The sequence below is a fragment of the Acidithiobacillus ferriphilus genome (genome assembly GCF_028215975.1).
GTDB lineage: Bacteria > Pseudomonadota > Gammaproteobacteria > Acidithiobacillales > Acidithiobacillaceae > Acidithiobacillus > Acidithiobacillus ferriphilus.
Window position 1 is genome coordinate 1,323,662 of the sequence record NZ_CP116458.1, and the last position, 19,610, is coordinate 1,343,271.

Below are 19,610 nucleotides of genomic sequence, written 5' to 3' on the forward strand. Positions count from 1 at the left end.
TATGAATACATCGGACCTTAATCGCGAAGCGTGCTACCGCGCCGTCCTGGCAAAAGACGCGCGGTTTGACGGCAAGTTCTACACGGCGGTGTTATCCACGGGCATCTATTGTCGTCCGATATGTCCCGCACGACCCCCCAAGCTGGAAAACTGTCTCTTTGTACCCAGCGCTGCGATAGCCCGGCAGTTGGGCTTCCGAGCCTGTTTGCGTTGCCGCCCGGAGTTGGCGGGAACCGAACCCTTCGCAGAGGGCAGCGCCCTGATGGTTTCTCGGGCCTTGCAGCGGATGAATGATGACGGCGCTTGGAATGGCACTAGTTTGGAGGAGGTGGCTGCGCAATTAGGTGTCAGCGAACGGCATTTGCGGCGACTGTTTGGGCGCGTGCTCGGCAGCCCGCCGACGGCTCTGGCGCAGATGCAGCGTATTCTGCTGGCAAAAAAACTGATTGCAGAAACCGGACTTTCCATGACCGATGTCGCACTTGCCGCAGGATTTGGCAGCGTCCGCCGTTTCAATGCGGTCATGCAGCGCCATTGTGGGTGTGCACCCGGCACACTGCGCCATACCTCCGCTTCGAAGAGCGACATGGCTGCGGGTATCACCTTGAAGCTGCCCTATACCCCGCCTTATGACTGGACGGCACTGCTGGAATTTCTGGCAGGCCGTGCCATCCCTGGGGTGGAGGCCGTACAGTCCGGTCAATATTGGCGCGCCTTTGAGCTAGAGGGGGTACAGGGCCTTGTCGAAGTCCATCCTGATCCGGTGGCCGATCAGCTTCTGGCAACCATACACGCAACGAAAATTCCCCCCGTAGGCGTCATCGTGGCGCGATTGCGCCGCCTGTTTGACCTGGATACGGAGATCATTAGGATCGACCAGCATCTTTCCACAGATCCGCTTATGGCTTCACGCGTCAGGGCGAGGCCGGGATTGCGTATCCCGGGCGCATGGGATTTGTTCGAACTCACCGTGCGCGCGATATTGGGTCAGCAAATCAGTGTGGCCGCGGCGACCACGCTATCGGGTCGGCTTGTTGCCGCCCTTGGGGAATCACTCACAGAGGATATCGCGCGACTTTCAAACGGCACGGGAATCTCCAGGATATTCCCGACACCCGCCGCCGTCATGGCCGCCGATCTGCGCTCTATCGGCCTAACCCGTGCCAGAGAAAAAGCGCTGCAGGCTCTGGCTGTGGCCATGCAAGAGGGCCGCCTGACTGCTTCGGCGCACCCCCTCGACGGCATCATCAAAAACCTCTGCGAACTGCCGGGTATCGGCCCGTGGACGGCGCACTACATCGCCATGCGCGGTTACCGTGATCCGGACGCCTTCCCCCATTCAGACCTGGGACTACTGCGCGCGCTGGAAACGGAGGGTGGGCGCCCCAGCTCCGCAGAAATGCTGATGCTCGCCGAAGCATGGCGGCCCTGGCGGGCCTATGCGGCCATGCGTTTGTGGGCGCAGCCCTAAAAATCACCACCCTCATGCCGCAACAGCCAGCGTTTGCGCTCCATTCCGCCCGCGTACCCGGTCAAGGTGCCGTTGGCGCCGATGACGCGATGGCAGGGAATGACAATACCAATGGGATTCGCTCCGTTGGCACGCCCCACGGCACGCACCGCCGATGCCCGGTCCATGCCCCTCGCCTGTTCCTGGTAGCTGCGGGTTTCTCCGGCGGGAATGCTGCGCAACCAGGCCCAGGCCGCCTGCTGAAACTTGGTGCTCGCGGTTTCTACGGGGATGGCGGAGACGGCGTTGAGATCACCCGCCCAGTAGGCTTCCAGACCGTTGCGAACCGGCTGCGGGGCGGTCCCCGATGTCAGCGTTACCCCATCGGAGCCGTAGAGCAGGCGGAGTCGATCCAGCATGCGGGCCTCGCTGTCCGCCCAGTCCAGTGCACGCAAGATGTTTTGCGCGTCGGTGACCAGCAGCATGACACCCAACGGGGTAGTGACACGATCTAACTGCCATCGAAGCGGTTCGTTCAGCATGAAAATCTCCCAAATATGGACTCTGAAATGATGCTATACCCGGATACGGACAAATGCTCGCCACTTTTGGACGGTAAAGTCACCTCCTCAGTCGCTATATCGTATGAAACTCAATAAATTGCCAGGAAATAAAGGCACCCAGTAACAGCGCAGCGGCACTGCCCAGAATGGCGGCCACAACGCCGGTCGTCAGCATCAGGCTGGAAAACAAAATGGCATAGGCATCGACCACCCACTGCAGGGCCGTGACGCCCGCATGCAGATTGTCCTGAATGCTTTTGAGCGCAACGTTCACCACGGTAAGGTCGAGTTGGATCATGAACAGCCCGAAGCAGACAGCGATCAGCGTGATGTTTGAGTGGTCGTGGCGGTCAGTCATGTGGGCAATCGTCATCTACGTTGATTTTAGGCGTGGAGCACATGAAGGCCTCCTGCAAATGGAGATGTATTTTTGTACAGTATCAGGGCAGCATCAGTTCTTCAACCGCTGCGCTTCAAGGTAGTGCCATCAGGTGGCGATGGGTGGCAGAAGCTGAACAGTCACCACTCTCCTTGATGGCCAGACCAATGATTTTGATGTATGATGCTAGATGTCTGATGACTTACAAGGTGAACGACCTATGCGCACCACACTGGCGATTGATGATGACGTACTGGCGGCGGCGAAAGGGCTAGCGGATCGACAGCATAAGCCTGTAGGTGCCGTTGTTTCAGCACTTTTGCGGCAGGCTCTGCAATCACAAAACACCTCTGGTGGTCATTCCCGTAATGGGATTCCCTTGCTGTCGGTGCGCCCGGATGCACTCCCGGCGACTCTGGAAATAGTGAATCAGTTGCGCGACGAATTGCCATAATGATCTTCTTGCTCGATGTAAACGTGCTGATTGCGCTCATCGACCCCATGCATGTTCAGCATGATATGGCCCATGAATGGTTTGCAGCCCATGGGCAACCCGCATGGGCTACCTGTCCCTTAACAGAGAATGGTGTACTGCGCATTGTGAGCCATCCGCGCTATCCAAATTCGCCAGGCACGCCAGCGGCAGTGGCACCCCTGATTCAGGGATTGCGCGCGTCACCTGGCCATGTTTTTTGGCCAGATGACATCAGCCTGCTGGATGTCGATCATATCGACGCATCGCGTCTGCTAACTTCTGGTCAGATTACCAATAGCTACCTCTTGGCGCTGGCCTGCGCCCATGAGGGCCAACTGGCAACCTTCGATCATCGCTTAGTGACCAATGCCGTGCGCAACAGTTTGCAATGCATAAACAAAATTAAATAAGGAGCTTTGAGATGACCGGAAAACGCTTTTGCTTGCAATACGATGATGGCACAGAACTTGTGTATGGTTGCCAGGATATGCTGCTTGCGGTTGGTGTAGTCACTAAGGTCGGGAAGGAGGCGCCGGCCTTTCGCGTTGATGGATGGAGGCGCCTTACCGGCTGGTGAGCTGGCACGTTGCGCCGCTCTTTCGCCGCAGGCAACTAGCGCCCACCTGAACAAGCTGGTCGCTGGCGGATTTCTGCTCATGGTCAGCACGGGTCGACACTGTTACTATCGCCTCGCCAGCACAAAGGCCGCGTACTGCGCGTCACTCACACGGGGCAGGCAGAATTGTGGCGTCTTCTCAAAATTTCTTTGCGATGAGCAAAATCCCGGTGGTGATTACGAAAACCCCGCCCAAGGCCCAGAACCCGTCAATATAGGACAGCATCTGCGCCTGACGCAGCACCTCCTGCTGGACAATCGCCACTTGCAAGGGCGCCAAAGTTGTCGGCGGCATGCTGAGAAAGGTGTGTAGATGGGGATTGAACGGATTGATGCATCCCGCCAGATGGTTCCACGCGCCTTGCGCAGAGCGGCTTAGGATCGTGGTCATTATGCTGAGAAAGGCGTGTAAATGGGGGATGCAAATCGTCGGGTAGGGACCCCGCCCCATTTCTGGGCCATCCTCCCCTATCTGGAAACCGGCGAGATCAGGACCTGTCGGATCGACGAGGCTGGCGGCGAGTGGGACGAGCTGATGCGCGTGGTGTGGCACAACGGAGAATTGCTGGTGAGGGATTCTCTGGCTGTGATTCGGGAGCGGGCGGGACGGTCTTGCTGACCGCACGCATCATGTTTATACTTTAGTATAAACATCAGACAGTTGAAGGAGCAATTTATGGCAATCTGTCTCATCATCAAAAAGTGGGGAAACAATTTGGGTGTCAGGTTGCCCGCCACCATCGCCAACGAAGCCAGACTCCATGCAGACCAGGAAGTAAGGCTGTCGGTAGAGCACGGGTGCGTTATTGTTGAGCCGATCAGCACAACCGCCGATTTGACGCTGGAGGATCGTCTTGCTCTCTTCGATCCCGCCTTACATGGTGGCGAGGCCATGGCCGCTGAACGGGTCGGCGCTGAACCATGGTGACGCCAGGGAACTGGGTGCCAGACCGGCAGGAAATCCTGTGGATCGACTGTAGCCCTTATGCCGGAAGGGAAATGCGGGACCGTTACCCATTTCTGGTGTTGTCTACGAAAGCGTTCAATGACCGAACCTCGCTGGTGATCGGCCTGCCCATGACCACGGCTGAATATAACGCCGGCAATCCGTTTGCTGTGGCGGTGAGTGCGGCTTCAGGGCGCAAGGCGGGCAAAACCAGCTATGTTCTTTGCCATCAGCCGAAATCCTTTGACTGGCGTACCAGAAAGGCCGCACGCCACCCACAGGGAAGCCTTTCCGACCCTCTGTTCAGGCAGGTGTGCCATATTCTCAATCAGATCATCAAAATCAGCGTGGACGTGTAGATATGTCGTACGGTGCATGGCATCCGTCTTGAGCGTGCCTCCCCCGGCCAATTTTTGCTGTTCTAATTATGCCCATAATCAGAAATAAAAGCTCTCCACCTCACCTCTTGCCTGCCCCAGGTTCCCCTTATACTATGCCCGTGACCGGAGGGAAAATCATGACCGTTGCCGAAGACGTAAAACAGGCCATACAGGCTTTCCTGGTGCCAGAACTTGACGCGATCAAGGCGCAGATCGCAGAGGTCCGCGGCGTGCAAAGCCAGATGAGTGAGCGATTAAGTGAACAAGCCGCGCAGATATTGGCTCAACGCCATGAGTCGGCGGAGGCTTCGGCTCGCATGGAAACCCGCCTGGACGGTCGCATGGACCGGATCGAATCTAAAATAGGCGCCATAGAATCAGCACTTGGTGCAAGGATAGACCACATGGAAGCCAGTTTCACGGCGAGAATGGATCGCGTCGAGGACAAAATAGAGCGCCAGACGGACAAGCTGGACCGGGTCATCATGCTCCTTTCTCCCCAAAACCGTGCCGTTGGCGGATAGAACTTCATCTATGACCGACCGTCACGAAGCAAAAACTCACGGATCACCACACCAGGGAAAGTCCGCGGTCGTTCGCACGGGTTGGATCATCCGGACTGGAGAAGACGTTCCCAGGCTGACAAGTTGCTATGTGAGGACATCATGAAAATACTCGACGTTGTAGCGCTGTTGGAACCCATACCAGAACAACACCTACTGCGTAGCCAGATCGGGACCGTCGTGGAAGCGTTGGACCCTGGTCACGTGGAAGTTGAGTTTCTTGTGGGCGACGACTATATCACCTCGGCAGTGGCGGAGGATCGCCTCATGCTGCTGCACTACGCTCCAAACATAAAGTATTCGCACGGCATGATCTAAAAAGAGTGCCACAGAAGTTTTTCGCGCTAAGATGACTGTTAAAGACTGTTTGCGGTCATTGGGTTGCCTAATCGCGTAATGAAATAAATAGCCTAGCCTGCTGAATTGCACTATGCTTTTCCCAGCACAGCCTGCCTGCCTGCAGGAGATGTCACCATGGCAATGGCACGACAGGCTGTTCGCCGAGGATCTGTAATCGATGCCTTACTATTGGGCGAGCGGAAACTCACCAAGCATAATGATACATAAGGTCTAATAGAATGGCTCTTCGCGATCATTTTATCACCATGTCCCGCTACCACCAGTGGGCAACACGAAAGCTCCTGGAAAGGATAAAGCTAATACCTAATGCTGAATACAAAAAAGATTGTGGTTTATATTTCAGGAGTATCCATGGAACATTAAATCATTTGTTAGTAGCTGACCTAATATGGATTTCTCGATTCAACAATGAGTCTTCTCGGAAAATCACACTTGACGCAGAAATTGAAGAAAACTTAGAGGAATTAATTAAACGTTTAACGCAGTCCGCATCTTGTTGGGAGAACTTTATCATGAAAACTAGTGATGATAAGTTTTCCGACGATGCAGTCATTAATTATAAAACCTCAAACGGTAAATATACGTCATCTCCCTTTGCATCCACGCTGGATCACGTATTCAATCATGGCACACACCATCGCGGGCAAATTACGGCTGCAATCACGACGATGGGTTACGCCTGTCCTGAAATAGACTTGATTTATATGGTACGGCATTCGATCCCTGATAAAGCTTGAGATAGAATACCATGTTATGACATAGTAATTTTCGCCCTGTAAACTTTCTCAGGAAAACATGAACACTATTACCGTTCGCGTTGCGGTGCTTGACGATAGCTTGTTATATTTAATAATTTCAAAACATGTCTGACTTGTCGATGCTATATGGTAATTCATCTGTAGGCGCGACTCCCTGTTCTCTTTGCATAATAAATGGTCCAGTAATCATCTTGTTGTAAGGCTGACCTGGCCCAACCATTGGATAAACGCCAGCATCTGGATCAATAATCACCTCCAGAAATGCCGGACCTTGGAAAGAAATAAATTCAGCAAGCGCCTTGGTAACTTCCCCATTCTTAGTAATACGCTTCGCAAACTCAAAACCATCGGCTTCAGCAGATTTCACAAAATCTTTGCGATGTAATGATTTATCGCTTCCGGAGAAGCGATCACTAAAATACAGTTTTTGCCATTGGCGTACCATGCCATCACCAAAATTGTTAAATAACAGAACCTTAATGGGAAGATTATATGTCGTTGCCGTTTCCATCTCTCCGAAATTCATACGTAAACTACCATCGCCATCAATATCTATAACTAAGCGTTTTGGATTAGCGACTTGTGCACCAATGGCAGCAGGAAGACCAAACCCCATAGTGCCCATTCCACCTGAAGTCAAAAACATCCTCGAGCCCCTGAACTCGCAATATTGCGCTGCCCACATTTGGTGCTGGCCCACCCCGGTGGTAATAATTGCATCGCCATTCGTTATTCTATTTAGCTCCTCAATTACGTAATACGGTTGAATCAACTCGCTTTCCCTATCAAAGTCCATACGATGTGTGCTTCGAATAGATTGTAGGTGTACGTGCCACGCAGAGTAGTCTTTTCCAATGGCTGCCTTGTGTTCGCACAAGCTAATTAAAGTCGATCTTATATCACCAACGTGATGCCAATCCGCATTTTTCACCTTACATATCTCAGATGGATCGATATCAATCTGTGCAATTGCACGAGCATTTGGCGCAAACTTATGTGGATAGCCAACTACGCGGTCATCAAATCTTGCTCCGATAGCAATTAGTAAATCGCAATCTTCTACGGCATAGTTGGCGTAAGCCGTTCCATGCATTCCAAGCATGTGATAGTTCATCGCATGAGTTGTACTTAAGCTTCCGATACCCATAAGTGTTGTAACCACAGGAATACGATATCGCTCGATAAATTCTTTGAACTCTGATGCAGAATTGCTATTAATTACCCCACCTCCAGCGTAAACAAGAGGCCGATGGCTGTTTTCTAAGAGATCAAAAAAGGCATCAGCTTTTTGGGGTGATATTCTGGAAAACACCTGCTGCGACTTCATTCTGTCACGATATCCTTTAAGCTCCAATACACCGCCACCCTGATATTCACCAATCCAGTTTTGAATATCTTTTGGAATATCAACAACTACAGGTCCTGGACGCCCGGTCCTTGCGATTTCGAAGGCTGTGCGTAAAGTGGCTTCAAGCTTAAGAGGGTCGGTTACGAGAAATACATGTTTTGCACAAGCGCTCATAATGTTAAACACAGACGCTTCCTGGAACGCGTCAGTACCTATCGCCGCACGAGCCACTTGCCCACTAATTAGAACCATAGGAATCGAATCGGCCATGCAATCTCGAACCGGCGTTACCGTATTTGTAGCACCGGGGCCAGATGTTACTAAGCACACCCCTACGTTACCGCTAGCTCTTGCGTAACCTGCGGCCATGAATCCGGCGCCCTGCTCGTTAGCTGGTACGATCAAGCGAATTTGTTTTTCTGGTTTTCTGTTATGAGATTCGTTATAACGAAAAATTGCATCGTAAGTGGGAAGAATGGCTCCTCCACTGTAACCAAAAATCGTATTTACGTGTTCTTGACTTAATACTTGCAACACCATGTCAGCTCCTGACATAATAATTTTATTGCTTTTTTTTAAAACATTAGTGCCAAGATTATGTTTCATAATTCATCACTCATACACGATTAGCATTACAATAATATGTTAAGAGTCAGCATGGTTGCACATAAATATTATTTATCATCACCATGATAGCGAATAAATGGATGATATAATATTATTTTACGTCAATAATTTGACTGTATTTTCTGCTAAAAGATCCCCATAGTTTCGGTGCAATGATCGCTCCGTAGAAGGTAGGGACGGTGCTCAGTTTTTGGATGAACGGCAGCTTCGCTGCATCACCGCCTATTCCCTGGCCATATACGTGGGCAAGTTCAGGATTCAGTCCAGCACCCTCATCTGGAGCGTTGCCCGGCTCGCTGCATGGATGATGACCAGCCGGGTCACGGCAATTCCAAGCAAGCGCATGGACGCGCCAAGGGAACTGCACGATCAAGAAGCTCCGGTACAAGCGCCGCGATAGCCTCGGCGCCTGTTTTCTTGTCTCGCTAGCCGCTAATCGGTAGAACCTGATAATCGAGTAACTCGTCAGGTTCTCCGCTGTAGACCTGGAATACCGTGGTCTCAATGGCCAAAAAGGCGCCATGCGCTAATCCTTGCGGATGCAGAAGATATACCCCCGGGAAGAGACGTTGCCGCCCGGACTTGTCTCCGTGGCCACCAGATAGGATATAGATGTGTTCATCGGATCGGGCATTTGCCACAATTTTGATGAGCATTCCCGATGGTGGCGAGAATCGAACAATCTGCGCCATCCCGCCGCCTTCAGACCGGCGGTCACTCAAAATCTTGACATGGATCGTTTCCTCCCCCTGGAAGAGGGATACGTCCCCTAGCGCTTGGCTTCCGGGAATCCAAGCAAGCTGATCGGGTATGGCGGTAATGGGGTGAAGAGGCATGGCATTCTCCTTGAGTGTGTACAAAACGCGGAACCACTATACTGCGGCGAGGATGGTGGTGGTTTCGATGAGGATCGAAGTGTGGAATTGCGTGACGCGAAATCCGTGGAGCTGCACGAGCTGGCTGCCCTGCTGGGGGTCCCTGCACGTGCCGCCATGGTTTGGGCATTGATTGCTGGCGACGCGTTACCCGCGAGCGAGCTGGCTTACCGGGCAGGCGTCACCCCACAGACCGCGAGCCATCACCTGGCGCGGATGGTCGCTGGTGGATTGCTCGCGGTGGAGCGTTGCCTGCGCTACCGCTACTATCGGCTGGCCAGCCCACAAGTGGCCGAGGTGCTGGAAAACTTCATGGCGCTCTTCGACCCACCAACCCTCAGGGACCGGGCAGACCGATCTGCTATTGATCCGCTATCCCACGCACGGAGTTGCTACGACCACCTGGCTGGAAAGCTTGCGATCCAGTTAGCGGATCAGCTGACGGATCGCGGTTGGATAACTCTGCATGACCGCGATTATGCGGTTTCAGAGGTTGGTGAGCGTGGGTTTGCCGCCTTGGGCTTGGATCTTCCGAACTTGCGACGTCAACATCGGCTTTTCGCACGCCGGTGTATCGATTGGAGCGAGCGTCGTCCGCATATCGGTGGTGCCTTGGGAGCCGCGTTGATGACGCGATTCCAAGAAGACGGGTGGCTACGAAAGCCCGCAGGACAGCGAAAAATTTCGGTCACGAGCGTTGGTCAACAAGGGTTCTGGAAAGCCTTTGGCATACAAGTATGAGAGCGGTGTTACCTCATGTGAATTGCGGGAGATGCTGGACGCTTCCGCACTGCTGGTTGGGCCTGGGAAGGCTATCTCTACGGGCGCTACCGACTTGTCCGAACTTCGCCTGGCCATCCGCGCCGAGCGCAAAGTCACCATCCATTATCGGGATCTCCAGGAAACCGAAACCAAGCGGACTGTCTGGCCGTTTGCGCTGGGGTATCTTGACAACGTGCGCGTCCTCGTCGCGTGGTGCGAACTGCGTCAAGGGTTCCGGCACTTCCGGACGGATCGCATTGCCGCATTTGCCGTAGAAGAACAGCGTTACCCGCGCCGCCGACAATCGCTGCTGAAGGCATGGCGTGAAATGGAAGGCATCCCTCCGCAGTAAGCAAACACTACTGACAGAATCTGACAGCCGTGGTGGGTATTCTCTGGACTCCCGCAGAAAGGAAATTTCTCGGATATCTACCAACACTATGGAGAAAACCATGCCAGATCAGAATTTTATCATTTTGTACGTAGACAATCCGCAACGCAGCGCCGATTTCTATGCCCGCCTATTGAAAAAACCGCCTATTCAGACATCGCCGAATTTTGCCCTGTTCGCACTGGATTCTGGAGTGATGCTGGGGGTGTGGTCGAAACACGTAGTGGAGCCCGCCGCAACGGCGGCAGGCGGTGGCGGGGAAATCGCGTTTTCGGTATCGAGTCGCGATGTCGTTGGTAATCTGTTCACTGATTGGACACAGCGTGGACTGGTCATTGAACAAGAACCGGTGGATATGGACTTTGGCTATACTTTTCTGGCAATTGATCCTGATGGGCATCGGCTTCGCGTGTTCACTCCAACGACGCCATGAGCCGCAATTGGATTGCTGTGGCATCCGCAGAGCATGTGCGAAACTGGGGCTATCAGTTCCGTTTTGGTCTTTTCAGCATTAGTGATCACGATATGAATGTGATCGCTGTGGCAATGGGTGCCGATTTCACTCGATAGATACTGGAGAGATAGATCAAATAGTTGGAGTTTGTGTCAGAGGGGCATGCGAAGAGGATCTGCGGTAACTGCGGGCCCAGAATACCAAAGATGCCCCTCCGAGCGACGGCGGATTCCAAGATGGTTATAAGTTTAGCTGTTTGCTGCGCCCTTCTTTTTAGGTAGATCTGGGTTCATGAAGTCCCAAGGTGCAGCGCTACCTACATGGAAGTCTAATCTTGGAATATAACTTGATGAATCGTTTAATGTTCCAGCCTTTACTCCTAGAATTCCTGGCATATTGCTGAACTGAGCAAACAATTGAGAACCACAATTCGGGCAGAAACCTCTCTTGTGTATATTCCCGCTGTCTACCTGAGACTCGAAATATCTTGCTTCACCAGAAACAACAACATCTTTCTCATGAAAAATCATCGCAGGAATGAACGCGCTGCCTGATGATCTTTGGCAGTCTTTGCAATGACAATTTCCGGTAAACACTGGATCATTATAAACTGAATAGCTGATTTCCCCGCAAAGACACTGTCCAGAATACTTTGCATTCATAATGGACTCCTAATAGCCGAAAAAAGAAAAGATATAGAGATGATTGTGGAGTGTGGACCATTGCTACCCGCTCACGACAACGTCATGCTGAAACATAAAGCCGAGGGAAGCCCTCATGCATCGCTTGAAAAGATAAACAGTGATCAATACACCGGCAACTCTGTCGTATCCACCACCCTGCGCAGCACAAAGCTGGAATGCACGCCGGTCACCCCCTCAATGCGCGTCAGGCGATTGAGTAAAAATTCCTGGAAATGCGCCATATCACGCACGGCAACCTTGATCTGGTAATCCGCGTCATGGCCGGTGATGAGATAGCACTCCAGTACCTCCGGAGAGCGACGGATTTCTGCCTCAAAATGCTCGAAACGCTCGGGGGTATGGCGGTCCATGCTGATGTGCATCAGCACCATCAGCGCCAGGCCCAGACGCTGCGGATCCAGCAGGGCCACGCGCTTGCGGAGGATCCCGGCCTCTTCCAGTGCCTGCACCCGGCGCAGGCAGGGGGAGGGGGACAAACCGATGCGCTCGGCGAGACGCTGATTGCTGAGTCCGCCGTCGCGCTGTAGCTCCTCCAGAATGCGGCGGTCGTAGCGATCTAATTCGATGGTAGGGGCTTTCGACTTCATGGCACAATATTACTCCGTTAATGGGTGTTAGCGCGCAATAATCGTGCGACATAGTCGCTTTTATAGCCCCAATTCGCAAGCACCTGCCGCGACTTCTTCCCTATACTGCGTCCATCGTCACTTGCCACAGGAGATCGGACCATGGGGACTTTCAACCACCGTCGTTACCACGCCTTTGCGCCCGTCCACAAACCGGACCGGCGCTGGCCCAACCGGCGTATGCACCACGCGCCCGTCTGGACCAGCGTCGATCTGCGCGATGGCAATCAGGCGCTGGTTTCCCCTATGCGTGTCGAGCAAAAGCTCCGGATCTTCGATTTGCTCGTGCGCATGGGCTTTCGGGAGATTGAGGTGGGTTTTCCCGCCGCCTCCCAGCCAGATTTTGACTTTGTGCGGCGCATCATCGAAGAAGACCATATCCCCAAGCAGGTGACCATCCAGGTGCTCACCCAGGCGCGGGAAGCCCTGATTGACCGCACCTACGAGGCGTTGAAAGGAGTGCGGCGGGCGATCGTCCATGTCTACAACTCCACCAACCCCGCCCAGCGCGAGCAGGTGTTTGGCCTGGATCGGGAGGGCGTCAAGGCCATTGCCGTGCGTGGCGCGGAGTGGGTGAAGGCCGGAGCCGCACGTTCTCCAGAGACGGAATGGATCTTTCAGTATTCGCCGGAGAGCTTCAGTACCACCGAGTTGGATTATGCGGTGGATGTCTGCGAGGCGGTCAACGCGGTCTGGCGGCCCGACCAGGGGCAGGCGGTGATCCTCAACCTGCCTGCCACCGTCGAGTCGTCCATGCCCAACGTCTTCGCGGACCAGATTGAATGGTTCTGCGACCATTTGCACGGGCGGGAACATGTGCAGATCAGCGTTCACAACCACAATGACCGCGGCTGCGCGGTGGCGGCGGCGGAACTGGCGGTGTTGGCGGGTGCCGATCGGGTGGAGGGCACTCTCTTCGGCAATGGCGAGCGCACCGGCAACATGGATATTCTCACCATGGCCATGAATCTCTACTCTCAGGGCATTGATCCGCAACTGGATATGTCCATGGGCACGGAAATCGCGGAGATCTATACCGCGTGTACGGGTATGGTCGTGCCGCCGCGCCATCCCTGGTTTGGCGAACTGGTCTACACGGCGTTTTCCGGCAGTCATCAGGATGCCATTCGCAAGGGTATGCACCATCGGCGAGGACGGGAAGACGCCGTCTGGGAGGTGCCCTATCTGCCTGTCGATCCCGCTGATCTGGGGCGTAAGTACGAGGAGGTGGTGCGCATCAACAGTCAGTCAGGGAAAGGCGGCGTCGCTCATGTGCTGGAGCGCGACCACGGTATTTCCTTGCCGCGCTGGTTGGCGCAGGACTTCAGCGCCGTAGTGCAAGCGGCTTCTGAACAAGAGATGGGTGAGGTCAGCTCAGCGCAGATTTTCGCCCTGTTCGAGAACCATTACTGTCACCCCGCGGAGGACTGGCACCTGCGCCGCTACCGTCTCAACCGGGAAGGGGAGCAAGTTGATTGTCAGAACAGAAAACCCATGCCTGCCCCGAAGTAGTGCGTAAATCCACCTAAATTTCCGCTCAGGCGCACCCCTTCTTCGAAGTCCACCTCGCAGTAAGGGGACAGTAGGTATTGCACACCACCGTCCGCATCAAAACCAGGTCCTAGGCCAGGTCCAGTACGACTCTGTCCGTAGACTTCACCGTAGAACTGCAAATTCCACAAAGGCAACCAAGTGAAGGTGATATCCGGATTAACGCTGGTGAAGCGCCCGCCTCCGGCAAGTGCGGGGTTAGTCTGGGATGTGATGCCCAATTGCAAGGATATTCCTGTGTCGTTGCTGGGAGCGTAGGTAACGATGCCGTTAACCGCCACTCCCAGCCCTCGACTGCTAAATGCAGGGCTCCCGGAGGGCAAGGTAAACAAGCTTTCCACAGATCCCAACCAATGTTTGGTATAGCCCAACTCGTGCTTGATGCCGACCGTGGTAGCCGAGAACCCCTGGAGATGCGGGCTGCCGGGGACCTGCTGGAGATTATTGTTGGGCGGCAGCAGGACGAATTCGTTGTTACCCGGCAGGCCGAAGTGCAATTCCGCTTCGGGAAAATTATTGGTATTGCCCCCGGTTCCCGTAAGGTTGGCATGTTGGTAACCCAGTTCCAGTACGGCCTGGCCGTATTGCACCACGCAGGCACTATCAGACACTGTGGGTCGATCCAGGAGGGCAAGCAATGCGGACGGCCCAGTGCAGGGATTTGCTGGGATAGCATCCTCGGCACATACGGCTGGGATGTTCATGATAAGTGCTGCCAGCACGGTGGTAATCGGCAAAAAATTTATTCGCATGTCAGATTCCGGCCGCCACACCGCAGCCGCCACGCGTTTAGCCATCTGCGCGCCGGGCAACCCGAAGGCTTCACGGACAAAACACCAGCCGTACAGTCCCACCAGCAAAAGCAGAGCAACACCTAGAATAGATACCAGCAAGGCGGCCCCGAAAGTGTGCAACCGCGCCGACAAAAAAGTGATGCAGCTCTGTAATAACAGGCTGGCCAGCAAAAAAACCAGCCAGACCCGCACATTCACCAGTACCGCCTGAATACCGGCGAGCAGGGCCAGATAAGCTCGGGTGGTGATTCCGGCCACGATGACCCCCACGGAAAGCAGCAGAAAAGCATTGCTCAACATCGTTTGTGCCGTACCCAACCCGTTTGTGATCAGGGACCGCAACCATTCGGGAAGGCTTTGCCATTCCGGCGAGCGCAAATTATGCAGGGTGGCGACAGAGGAAATATGATCATGGCTCAGTATGCCCGCCAGATAATGCCGAAAGAGCAGCATCAGCATAAGCAGCGCCATTACCAGCAGCGCAATCTCTAAAACCAGACGGGACAGAGACCACCACGGCACGTCGCGGATACTGCGCCCCACATCAATGAGTTGTGTCCTGCCCTGGTGTACCGCCATGGCTACCGCGAAAATAATGGCCATGACTCCGCAAGCGATAGGAATGCTCAGAATCAACGGCTGCCAGGCCACGTTCAGCAGCAGTAGCACCAGATACAGCGTAACGAAAGAAACGGGAGCACCACGCAGTAAAAGTAAAGAATCGTGCCACCAGCGCGTCATCCATCCCGCCTCGACGGACTGTGGTTTCAGAGAAGTGGCCATATGCCCTGATGATGTAATATCGTCACGGCGTGGAGATCTCCTTCCTGATCTGCCTGGCCACGATATTTGATCTTGCGGCTATACAGGGTGCGGTCTCTTTCTACCCGCGTCGGTTGCACGCCCATACGTGGTTTGGAGCGCTTAGGGACAATGCGGATGGTCTCCTTTTTCATTTTCACAACTCCTCATGGAGGCGGATTACAGGGACTATCCTAGCATGAATATCAGCGTAGTGATGTGTTTCAGAGCATCTGCGGAGCCGCCACAAGCTTGCCAGCCAACCACGCCAACGCCGTGCAGACGGCAATGATCCCCATATCCACGCCCCCCATGGCCGTTGTCGCGAATACCTGCTGAAAAAATGGCAGACAGGAGAAAAGCGTCTGTGCAAACAAAGCAAGCAACATCGCCACCACCAGGACGACATCCCCCCGGTCACCACGCCAGCGCCCATACATGGCCAGCAGTATTCCGGCCTCCATACCTACCAGGGCGTTCACCGCCAGAGTATGCGCATGGCTATCGCTGTGCTGCGTCGCATCGCCAAAAAACACCACAAAGACGGTTATAACCAGAAAGGTACTCAACCCGAAAATGCGCCACCACAAAATCCCTGGAATGAGCGCCTCCCGGGCCGGACGCGGTTGGCGCTCCATCACGCCTTTATCCGCTCCCATGAATGCAAATGCCAGGGTCAGCGTACTGGCGGTAATAGTGTTCACCCAGAGTATTTGCAGTGGAGTGATAGGCAGGGTCATTCCCGACAGCACCGCGAAAAAAATCACCAGCCCTTCCGAAAAATTCGTCGGCAGCATAAAGAAAGTTGTGCGCCGGATATTGTCATAGATGTGGCGCCCCTCCGCCACGGCGGTGGCGATATGGGCAAAGTCGTCGTCACTCAGCACCATGGCCGCGGCCTCACGGGCCACGTCGCTCCCCGATTGCCCCATGGCCACACCAATCTGCGCCCGGCGCAAGGCGGGTGCATCGTTGACGCCATCACCGGTCATGGCGACCACCTCGCCGCTGGCCTGCAAGGTCTGCACCAGTTCCAGCTTATCGGCGGGCTGCACCCTGGCGAAAACCACCGCGTCGCGGGCCAGGGCCCGCCGTTCCTCGGCATCCGCGCTGGCCCACTGGGCATGATCGACCACCGCTGCCGGACCATCCTCCAGAATGCCGACCTGACGGGCGATAGTGGCCGCCGTCTGCGGATGATCGCCGGTGACCATAATCACTCGGATACCCGCGCTGCGGCAGGCGGCAATGGCGGCCGGTACGGCGGCACGTGGGGGATCCAGCAGGGCGACAACGCCCAACCAGGTCCAACCACCATCGTCCAGAGTCTCCCATTGCCCATCCACCGCGCTGGCCAGGGCAATGGTACGCATGCCGACAGTCGCCATGTCCGCAATGACTTTGTGCCAATAGGCCGGAACGACTTCCACCACCCCGCTGGCGGTCGCCATCCACTGACAGCGCTGCAGGACCCACTCCGGGGCACCTTTAATGGCGATGCCGTCGCTGTGGCGCGTCGCCATGAAGGGCTGCTCGTGGCTGAAAGGCCGGGCATCCACCCGCGGAGATTCCATCCGCGACACGTCGACGTCCGCACCATGCGTGCCCGCATAGCGGAGCAGGGCCTGTTCCAGAGGGTCACCGATACCGCTCTTATCGTTGCGTAGTTGGGCGTCATTACACAAAATCATGACCCGCAGGGCACGTTGCAGCAGAGCAGGGGAGTCATCGGCGAGGGCCAGGTCCTGCACGGTCATACGATTTTCTGTCAGGGTGCCCGTTTTGTCGGTGCAAATGACGGTAACCGTGCCCAGGGTTTCCACCGCCGGCAACTGGCGGACGATGGCGCCCCGTTGCGCCATACGCTGCACACCCAGCGCCAGGGTCACACTAATTATCGCTGGCAACCCTTCGGGAATAATGGCTACCGCCAGACTGATGGCGGCGAGCAGGGCGAACTCCAGCGCTTCGCCTCGCCACCAAGCGATACCCGCCGCGATGGCCGCCAGAAGAACGACGGTGAAGGCGAGCGTCCGCGACAAGCGGCTGATGCGCTCCAGCAGAGGCGAGCGCATGGTCAGGGTAGTTCCCATGAGCTGATGGATACGGCCTATTTCGGTGGCACTGCCGGTGGCGGTCACCTGGCCAACGCCATCTCCCCCGGTCACCAGCGTTCCGGCCCGCAGCAGTAACTCGCCCGCGTCGCCAGAAGTGGTTTTATTCACCGGGACGGATTCCCCCGTCAGCAGGGATTCGTCCACCCGCAGGGCATGCGCCTCCAGCAAGCGCATGTCCGCGCTGATACGTGCACCATTTTCTACCCGCACCCAGTCGCCGGGCACCAGTGCTTCGGCGGGCAGATGTTGCCAGGCGCCATCGCGACGGACCAACACCTGCGGGGCGAGAAAAGATTGCAGTGCCTGCACGGCTTTCTCCGCGCGGTTCTCCTGAACAAAGCCGAGCATGGTGTTGATCAGGATCACCGCGCCGATGACCGCGCCGTCTACCAGATGTCCGAGTACCAGCGATAAGAGTGCGGCGGCCAGCAGAATCGCGATGAGGGTGTTACGGAACTGCGCCAGCAGTTGTTGCCACCAGCGCGGCGCATGGGCCTTGGGCAGACGATTGGGCCCGTATTGTTGCCGCAACGCCAAGGCCGCAGCGCTGCTCAGACCGCCAACCATTGGATCATGCTCCGTGGCGTCCATCTTACTCCCTCCGGTCGCGCAAAAGTTGAAACTACGGAGGACTAAATAGCTGCAAGGACCATTGGCCGTTCTCCCAACGCCCAATTTGCGCGCCATCGACGCCCCAGGCACCCAACACCATGCGCCGTCCCGCCGGCCCCCGCTCCCAAACGGGACGATGGGTATGGCCGTGAATCAAAATGTCATAAGAGGCACCATCCAGCGCGAAAGCACCCTCCCCGTGCAGGGCTGCGGCGATGCTCTGCGGATTGGCATCGGTTATGGCTGGTGCCTTGGCTCGCACTTCCCGGCTACTGCCGCGCCGCAATCCGCGGGCGATACGTTGGAGCCAGGCATAAGGCAGGCGTCCCAGCGTCAGGCGAGTCAACGGATGGCGGATCACCCGGCGAAAGCGCTGATAACGATGATCGTCGCTACACAGCAAGTCACCATGGGTCAGCAGGACACGCCGATCACCCAGTTGCAGCAGCGCCGGATCGGGCAGAGCGATGATCCCGAACTGCGCCAGAAGGGCGGCATCCAGAGCAAAGTCCCGGTTACCGACCATGAGGTACACCGTGATGCCCCGCTTCTGCAGATCATGGAGCAGGGCAAGGATTTCCGCATAAGGCGCTTCCACCGCCTGCTCCTGATGCACCCAGTAGTCAAACAGATCGCCCAGAATAAAAACAGCCCGTGCAGCCCGGCCCTCGCGCAAACAAAAATGGCGGAAGAGGGCGGTCAGCGCGGGTTGTGCGGAGCACAGATGCAGGTCAGAGATAAACAGCACGGGGCCGTTATCAAAGTCTGCACCGTGCACCGTTATGGACTCAGGCCGCAGACAGACGCTCACCCTTGTCGATGGAAATAGTCTCCTTGGGAACGTCCTGGTGCATACCCTGGTTACCAGTCGGGGTCTTGGCGATGTCGTCTACCACATCCATCCCATTGACGACTTTGCCAAACACGGCATAACCCCATCCTGATCCAGAGGCAGTCTTGAAGTTGAGGAAATCATTGTCTGTCAGATTGATGAAAAACTGCGCGGTGGCGGAGTGGGGATCATTGGTCCGCGCCATGGCGAGAGTGCCCCGCGCATTCTTCAGACCATTCTCCGCCTCATTGGCGATGGGCGCATGGACCTTTTTCTGCTGCATGTCCGCCGTAAAACCGCCGCCCTGAATCATGAAACCGGGTATCACGCGATGAAAGATGGTGCCGTCAAAAAAACCCTCATCGACATACTTCAGAAAGTTCTCGACGGTGTTGGGCGCTTTGTCGGCGTCCAGCTCGATGACGATATCACCCTTGTTGCTGTGCAGTACCACTTGCGGATTTGCCATGAACACTCCTCAGAATTCAGGGCATCAGCGCCCCGATGGAAAAATTCACCACTCAGGCCAGCGGCGACGAAGGCCAAGAGTAAAGCGACAGAGCGGGCCTTGTCGATACCCGGACCCGGCTCGGGAGGGTAGAACGCCGTCGTTGCGATAAAAAGCC

27 protein-coding genes are annotated in these 19,610 nt (G+C 55.3%); 14 read left to right on the forward strand and 13 right to left on the reverse strand.

Annotation, left to right across the window (positions count from 1 at the left end):
• The first annotated feature begins 1 nt into the window (after position 1).
• Positions 2-1,471, forward strand: a complete 1,470-nt coding sequence (locus PJU76_RS06595) for a DNA-3-methyladenine glycosylase 2 (protein WP_271780970.1) — start codon at positions 2-4, stop codon at positions 1,469-1,471.
• Here the strand turns inward: PJU76_RS06595 and PJU76_RS06600 are convergent.
• Both PJU76_RS06600 and PJU76_RS06605 read right to left on the reverse strand, forming a co-directional pair.
• Positions 1,468-1,992: a methylated-DNA--[protein]-cysteine S-methyltransferase gene (locus PJU76_RS06600; RefSeq protein ID WP_271780971.1), complete on the reverse strand. Its 525-nt coding sequence runs from the start codon at positions 1,990-1,992 to the stop codon at positions 1,468-1,470. The genes PJU76_RS06595 and PJU76_RS06600 overlap by 4 nt on opposite strands.
• Positions 1,993-2,086: 94 nt before the next feature.
• Positions 2,087-2,371, reverse strand: coding sequence for a hypothetical protein (locus tag PJU76_RS06605; RefSeq protein WP_271780972.1), 285 nt, complete (start codon positions 2,369-2,371; stop codon positions 2,087-2,089).
• A gap of 241 nt (positions 2,372-2,612) precedes the next feature.
• Here PJU76_RS06605 and PJU76_RS06610 point away from each other — a divergent pair, with 241 nt between their 5' ends.
• Together PJU76_RS06610 and PJU76_RS06615 are read left to right on the forward strand one after the other, a co-directional pair.
• A complete protein-coding gene (locus PJU76_RS06610; protein ID WP_271780973.1) occupies positions 2,613-2,846 on the forward strand; it encodes a CopG family transcriptional regulator in 234 nt (77 codons plus the stop codon).
• Entirely contained in the window at positions 2,846-3,277 is a 432-nt protein-coding gene (locus PJU76_RS06615; RefSeq protein ID WP_271780974.1) for a TA system VapC family ribonuclease toxin, read from the forward strand. The genes PJU76_RS06610 and PJU76_RS06615 overlap by 1 nt, the downstream gene beginning before the upstream one ends.
• Before the next feature lie 345 nt (positions 3,278-3,622).
• On the opposite strand, the gene PJU76_RS06620 is transcribed toward PJU76_RS06615, so the two are convergent.
• Complete coding sequence (locus tag PJU76_RS06620; protein WP_271780975.1) at positions 3,623-3,874, reverse strand: hypothetical protein; 252 nt, start codon at positions 3,872-3,874, stop codon at positions 3,623-3,625.
• A gap of 21 nt (positions 3,875-3,895) precedes the next feature.
• Between PJU76_RS06620 and PJU76_RS06625 the strand changes: the two genes are divergently transcribed.
• From PJU76_RS06625 to PJU76_RS06650, 7 genes are all read left to right on the forward strand, one after another.
• Entirely contained in the window at positions 3,896-4,102 is a 207-nt protein-coding gene (locus PJU76_RS06625; RefSeq protein WP_271780976.1) for a hypothetical protein, read from the forward strand.
• 57 nt (positions 4,103-4,159) lie between these two features.
• The gene (locus PJU76_RS06630) at positions 4,160-4,411 is read left to right on the forward strand and encodes an AbrB/MazE/SpoVT family DNA-binding domain-containing protein (RefSeq protein WP_271780977.1); all 252 of its coding nucleotides are present in this window, start codon (positions 4,160-4,162) and stop codon (positions 4,409-4,411) included.
• A gap of 14 nt (positions 4,412-4,425) precedes the next feature.
• Positions 4,426-4,788 carry a type II toxin-antitoxin system PemK/MazF family toxin gene (locus PJU76_RS06635; protein ID WP_271780978.1) on the forward strand — a complete coding sequence of 121 codons (363 nt, stop codon included), beginning with the start codon at positions 4,426-4,428 and terminating at the stop codon, positions 4,786-4,788.
• 158 nt (positions 4,789-4,946) lie between these two features.
• Positions 4,947-5,333, forward strand: a complete 387-nt coding sequence (locus tag PJU76_RS06640) for a hypothetical protein (RefSeq protein WP_271780979.1) — start codon at positions 4,947-4,949, stop codon at positions 5,331-5,333.
• Positions 5,334-5,343: 10 nt separating this feature from the next.
• Complete coding sequence (locus tag PJU76_RS13725) at positions 5,344-5,478, forward strand: DUF6883 domain-containing protein (protein ID WP_408629753.1); 135 nt, start codon at positions 5,344-5,346, stop codon at positions 5,476-5,478.
• A complete protein-coding gene (locus PJU76_RS06645; protein WP_271780980.1) occupies positions 5,475-5,690 on the forward strand; it encodes a DUF4926 domain-containing protein in 216 nt (71 codons plus the stop codon). Before PJU76_RS13725 ends, PJU76_RS06645 begins: the two co-directional genes overlap by 4 nt.
• Positions 5,691-5,950: 260 nt before the next feature.
• Positions 5,951-6,469, forward strand: coding sequence for a DinB family protein (locus PJU76_RS06650; protein WP_271780981.1), 519 nt, complete (start codon positions 5,951-5,953; stop codon positions 6,467-6,469).
• A 118-nt stretch (positions 6,470-6,587) separates the two neighbouring features.
• Here PJU76_RS06650 and ilvB read toward each other — a convergent pair whose 3' ends face one another.
• The 3 genes from ilvB to PJU76_RS06665 all read right to left on the reverse strand — a co-directional run bounded on the left by ilvB (position 6,588) and on the right by PJU76_RS06665 (position 9,301).
• Positions 6,588-8,444, reverse strand: coding sequence for a biosynthetic-type acetolactate synthase large subunit (ilvB, locus tag PJU76_RS06655; protein WP_271780982.1), 1,857 nt, complete (start codon positions 8,442-8,444; stop codon positions 6,588-6,590).
• A gap of 112 nt (positions 8,445-8,556) precedes the next feature.
• Entirely contained in the window at positions 8,557-8,838 is a 282-nt protein-coding gene (locus PJU76_RS06660) for a hypothetical protein (protein ID WP_271780983.1), read from the reverse strand.
• A gap of 52 nt (positions 8,839-8,890) precedes the next feature.
• Positions 8,891-9,301: a cupin domain-containing protein gene (locus tag PJU76_RS06665; RefSeq protein ID WP_271780984.1), complete on the reverse strand. Its 411-nt coding sequence runs from the start codon at positions 9,299-9,301 to the stop codon at positions 8,891-8,893.
• Positions 9,302-9,382: 81 nt separating this feature from the next.
• On the opposite strand from PJU76_RS06665, the gene PJU76_RS06670 reads away from it, so the two are divergent.
• From PJU76_RS06670 to PJU76_RS06680, 3 genes are all read left to right on the forward strand, one after another.
• A complete protein-coding gene (locus PJU76_RS06670) occupies positions 9,383-10,081 on the forward strand; it encodes an ArsR/SmtB family transcription factor (protein ID WP_271780985.1) in 699 nt (232 codons plus the stop codon).
• Positions 10,065-10,454: a helix-turn-helix transcriptional regulator gene (locus tag PJU76_RS06675; protein WP_271780986.1), complete on the forward strand. Its 390-nt coding sequence runs from the start codon at positions 10,065-10,067 to the stop codon at positions 10,452-10,454. Before PJU76_RS06670 ends, PJU76_RS06675 begins: the two co-directional genes overlap by 17 nt.
• A gap of 100 nt (positions 10,455-10,554) precedes the next feature.
• Positions 10,555-10,926: a VOC family protein gene (locus PJU76_RS06680; protein ID WP_271780987.1), complete on the forward strand. Its 372-nt coding sequence runs from the start codon at positions 10,555-10,557 to the stop codon at positions 10,924-10,926.
• Between the two features lie 269 nt (positions 10,927-11,195).
• Here the strand turns inward: PJU76_RS06680 and PJU76_RS06685 are convergent, their stop codons facing one another.
• Positions 11,196-11,609, reverse strand: a complete 414-nt coding sequence (locus PJU76_RS06685; RefSeq protein ID WP_271780988.1) for a GFA family protein — start codon at positions 11,607-11,609, stop codon at positions 11,196-11,198.
• A gap of 143 nt (positions 11,610-11,752) precedes the next feature.
• On the reverse strand, positions 11,753-12,238 hold the full coding sequence (locus tag PJU76_RS06690) for an Lrp/AsnC family transcriptional regulator (protein WP_271780989.1): 486 nt from the start codon (positions 12,236-12,238) through the stop codon (positions 11,753-11,755).
• Between the two features lie 141 nt (positions 12,239-12,379).
• On the opposite strand from PJU76_RS06690, the gene PJU76_RS06695 reads away from it, so the two are divergent.
• Entirely contained in the window at positions 12,380-13,789 is a 1,410-nt protein-coding gene (locus tag PJU76_RS06695; protein WP_271780990.1) for a 2-isopropylmalate synthase, read from the forward strand.
• On the opposite strand, the gene PJU76_RS06700 is transcribed toward PJU76_RS06695, so the two are convergent.
• From PJU76_RS06700 to PJU76_RS06720, 5 genes are all read right to left on the reverse strand, one after another.
• Entirely contained in the window at positions 13,756-15,405 is a 1,650-nt protein-coding gene (locus PJU76_RS06700) for a hypothetical protein (RefSeq protein ID WP_271780991.1), read from the reverse strand. The two genes, PJU76_RS06695 and PJU76_RS06700, sit on opposite strands and share 34 nt — an antisense overlap.
• Complete coding sequence (locus PJU76_RS06705; protein WP_271778875.1) at positions 15,390-15,578, reverse strand: hypothetical protein; 189 nt, start codon at positions 15,576-15,578, stop codon at positions 15,390-15,392. Before PJU76_RS06705 ends, PJU76_RS06700 begins: the two co-directional genes overlap by 16 nt.
• A 69-nt stretch (positions 15,579-15,647) precedes the next feature.
• Entirely contained in the window at positions 15,648-18,131 is a 2,484-nt protein-coding gene (locus tag PJU76_RS06710) for a cation-translocating P-type ATPase (protein ID WP_271778876.1), read from the reverse strand.
• 31 nt (positions 18,132-18,162) lie between these two features.
• Positions 18,163-18,930: a UDP-2,3-diacylglucosamine diphosphatase gene (locus PJU76_RS06715; protein WP_271778877.1), complete on the reverse strand. Its 768-nt coding sequence runs from the start codon at positions 18,928-18,930 to the stop codon at positions 18,163-18,165.
• A 10-nt stretch (positions 18,931-18,940) separates the two neighbouring features.
• Positions 18,941-19,453, reverse strand: coding sequence for a peptidylprolyl isomerase (locus PJU76_RS06720; RefSeq protein ID WP_271778878.1), 513 nt, complete (start codon positions 19,451-19,453; stop codon positions 18,941-18,943).
• Positions 19,454-19,610: the final 157 nt, after the last annotated feature.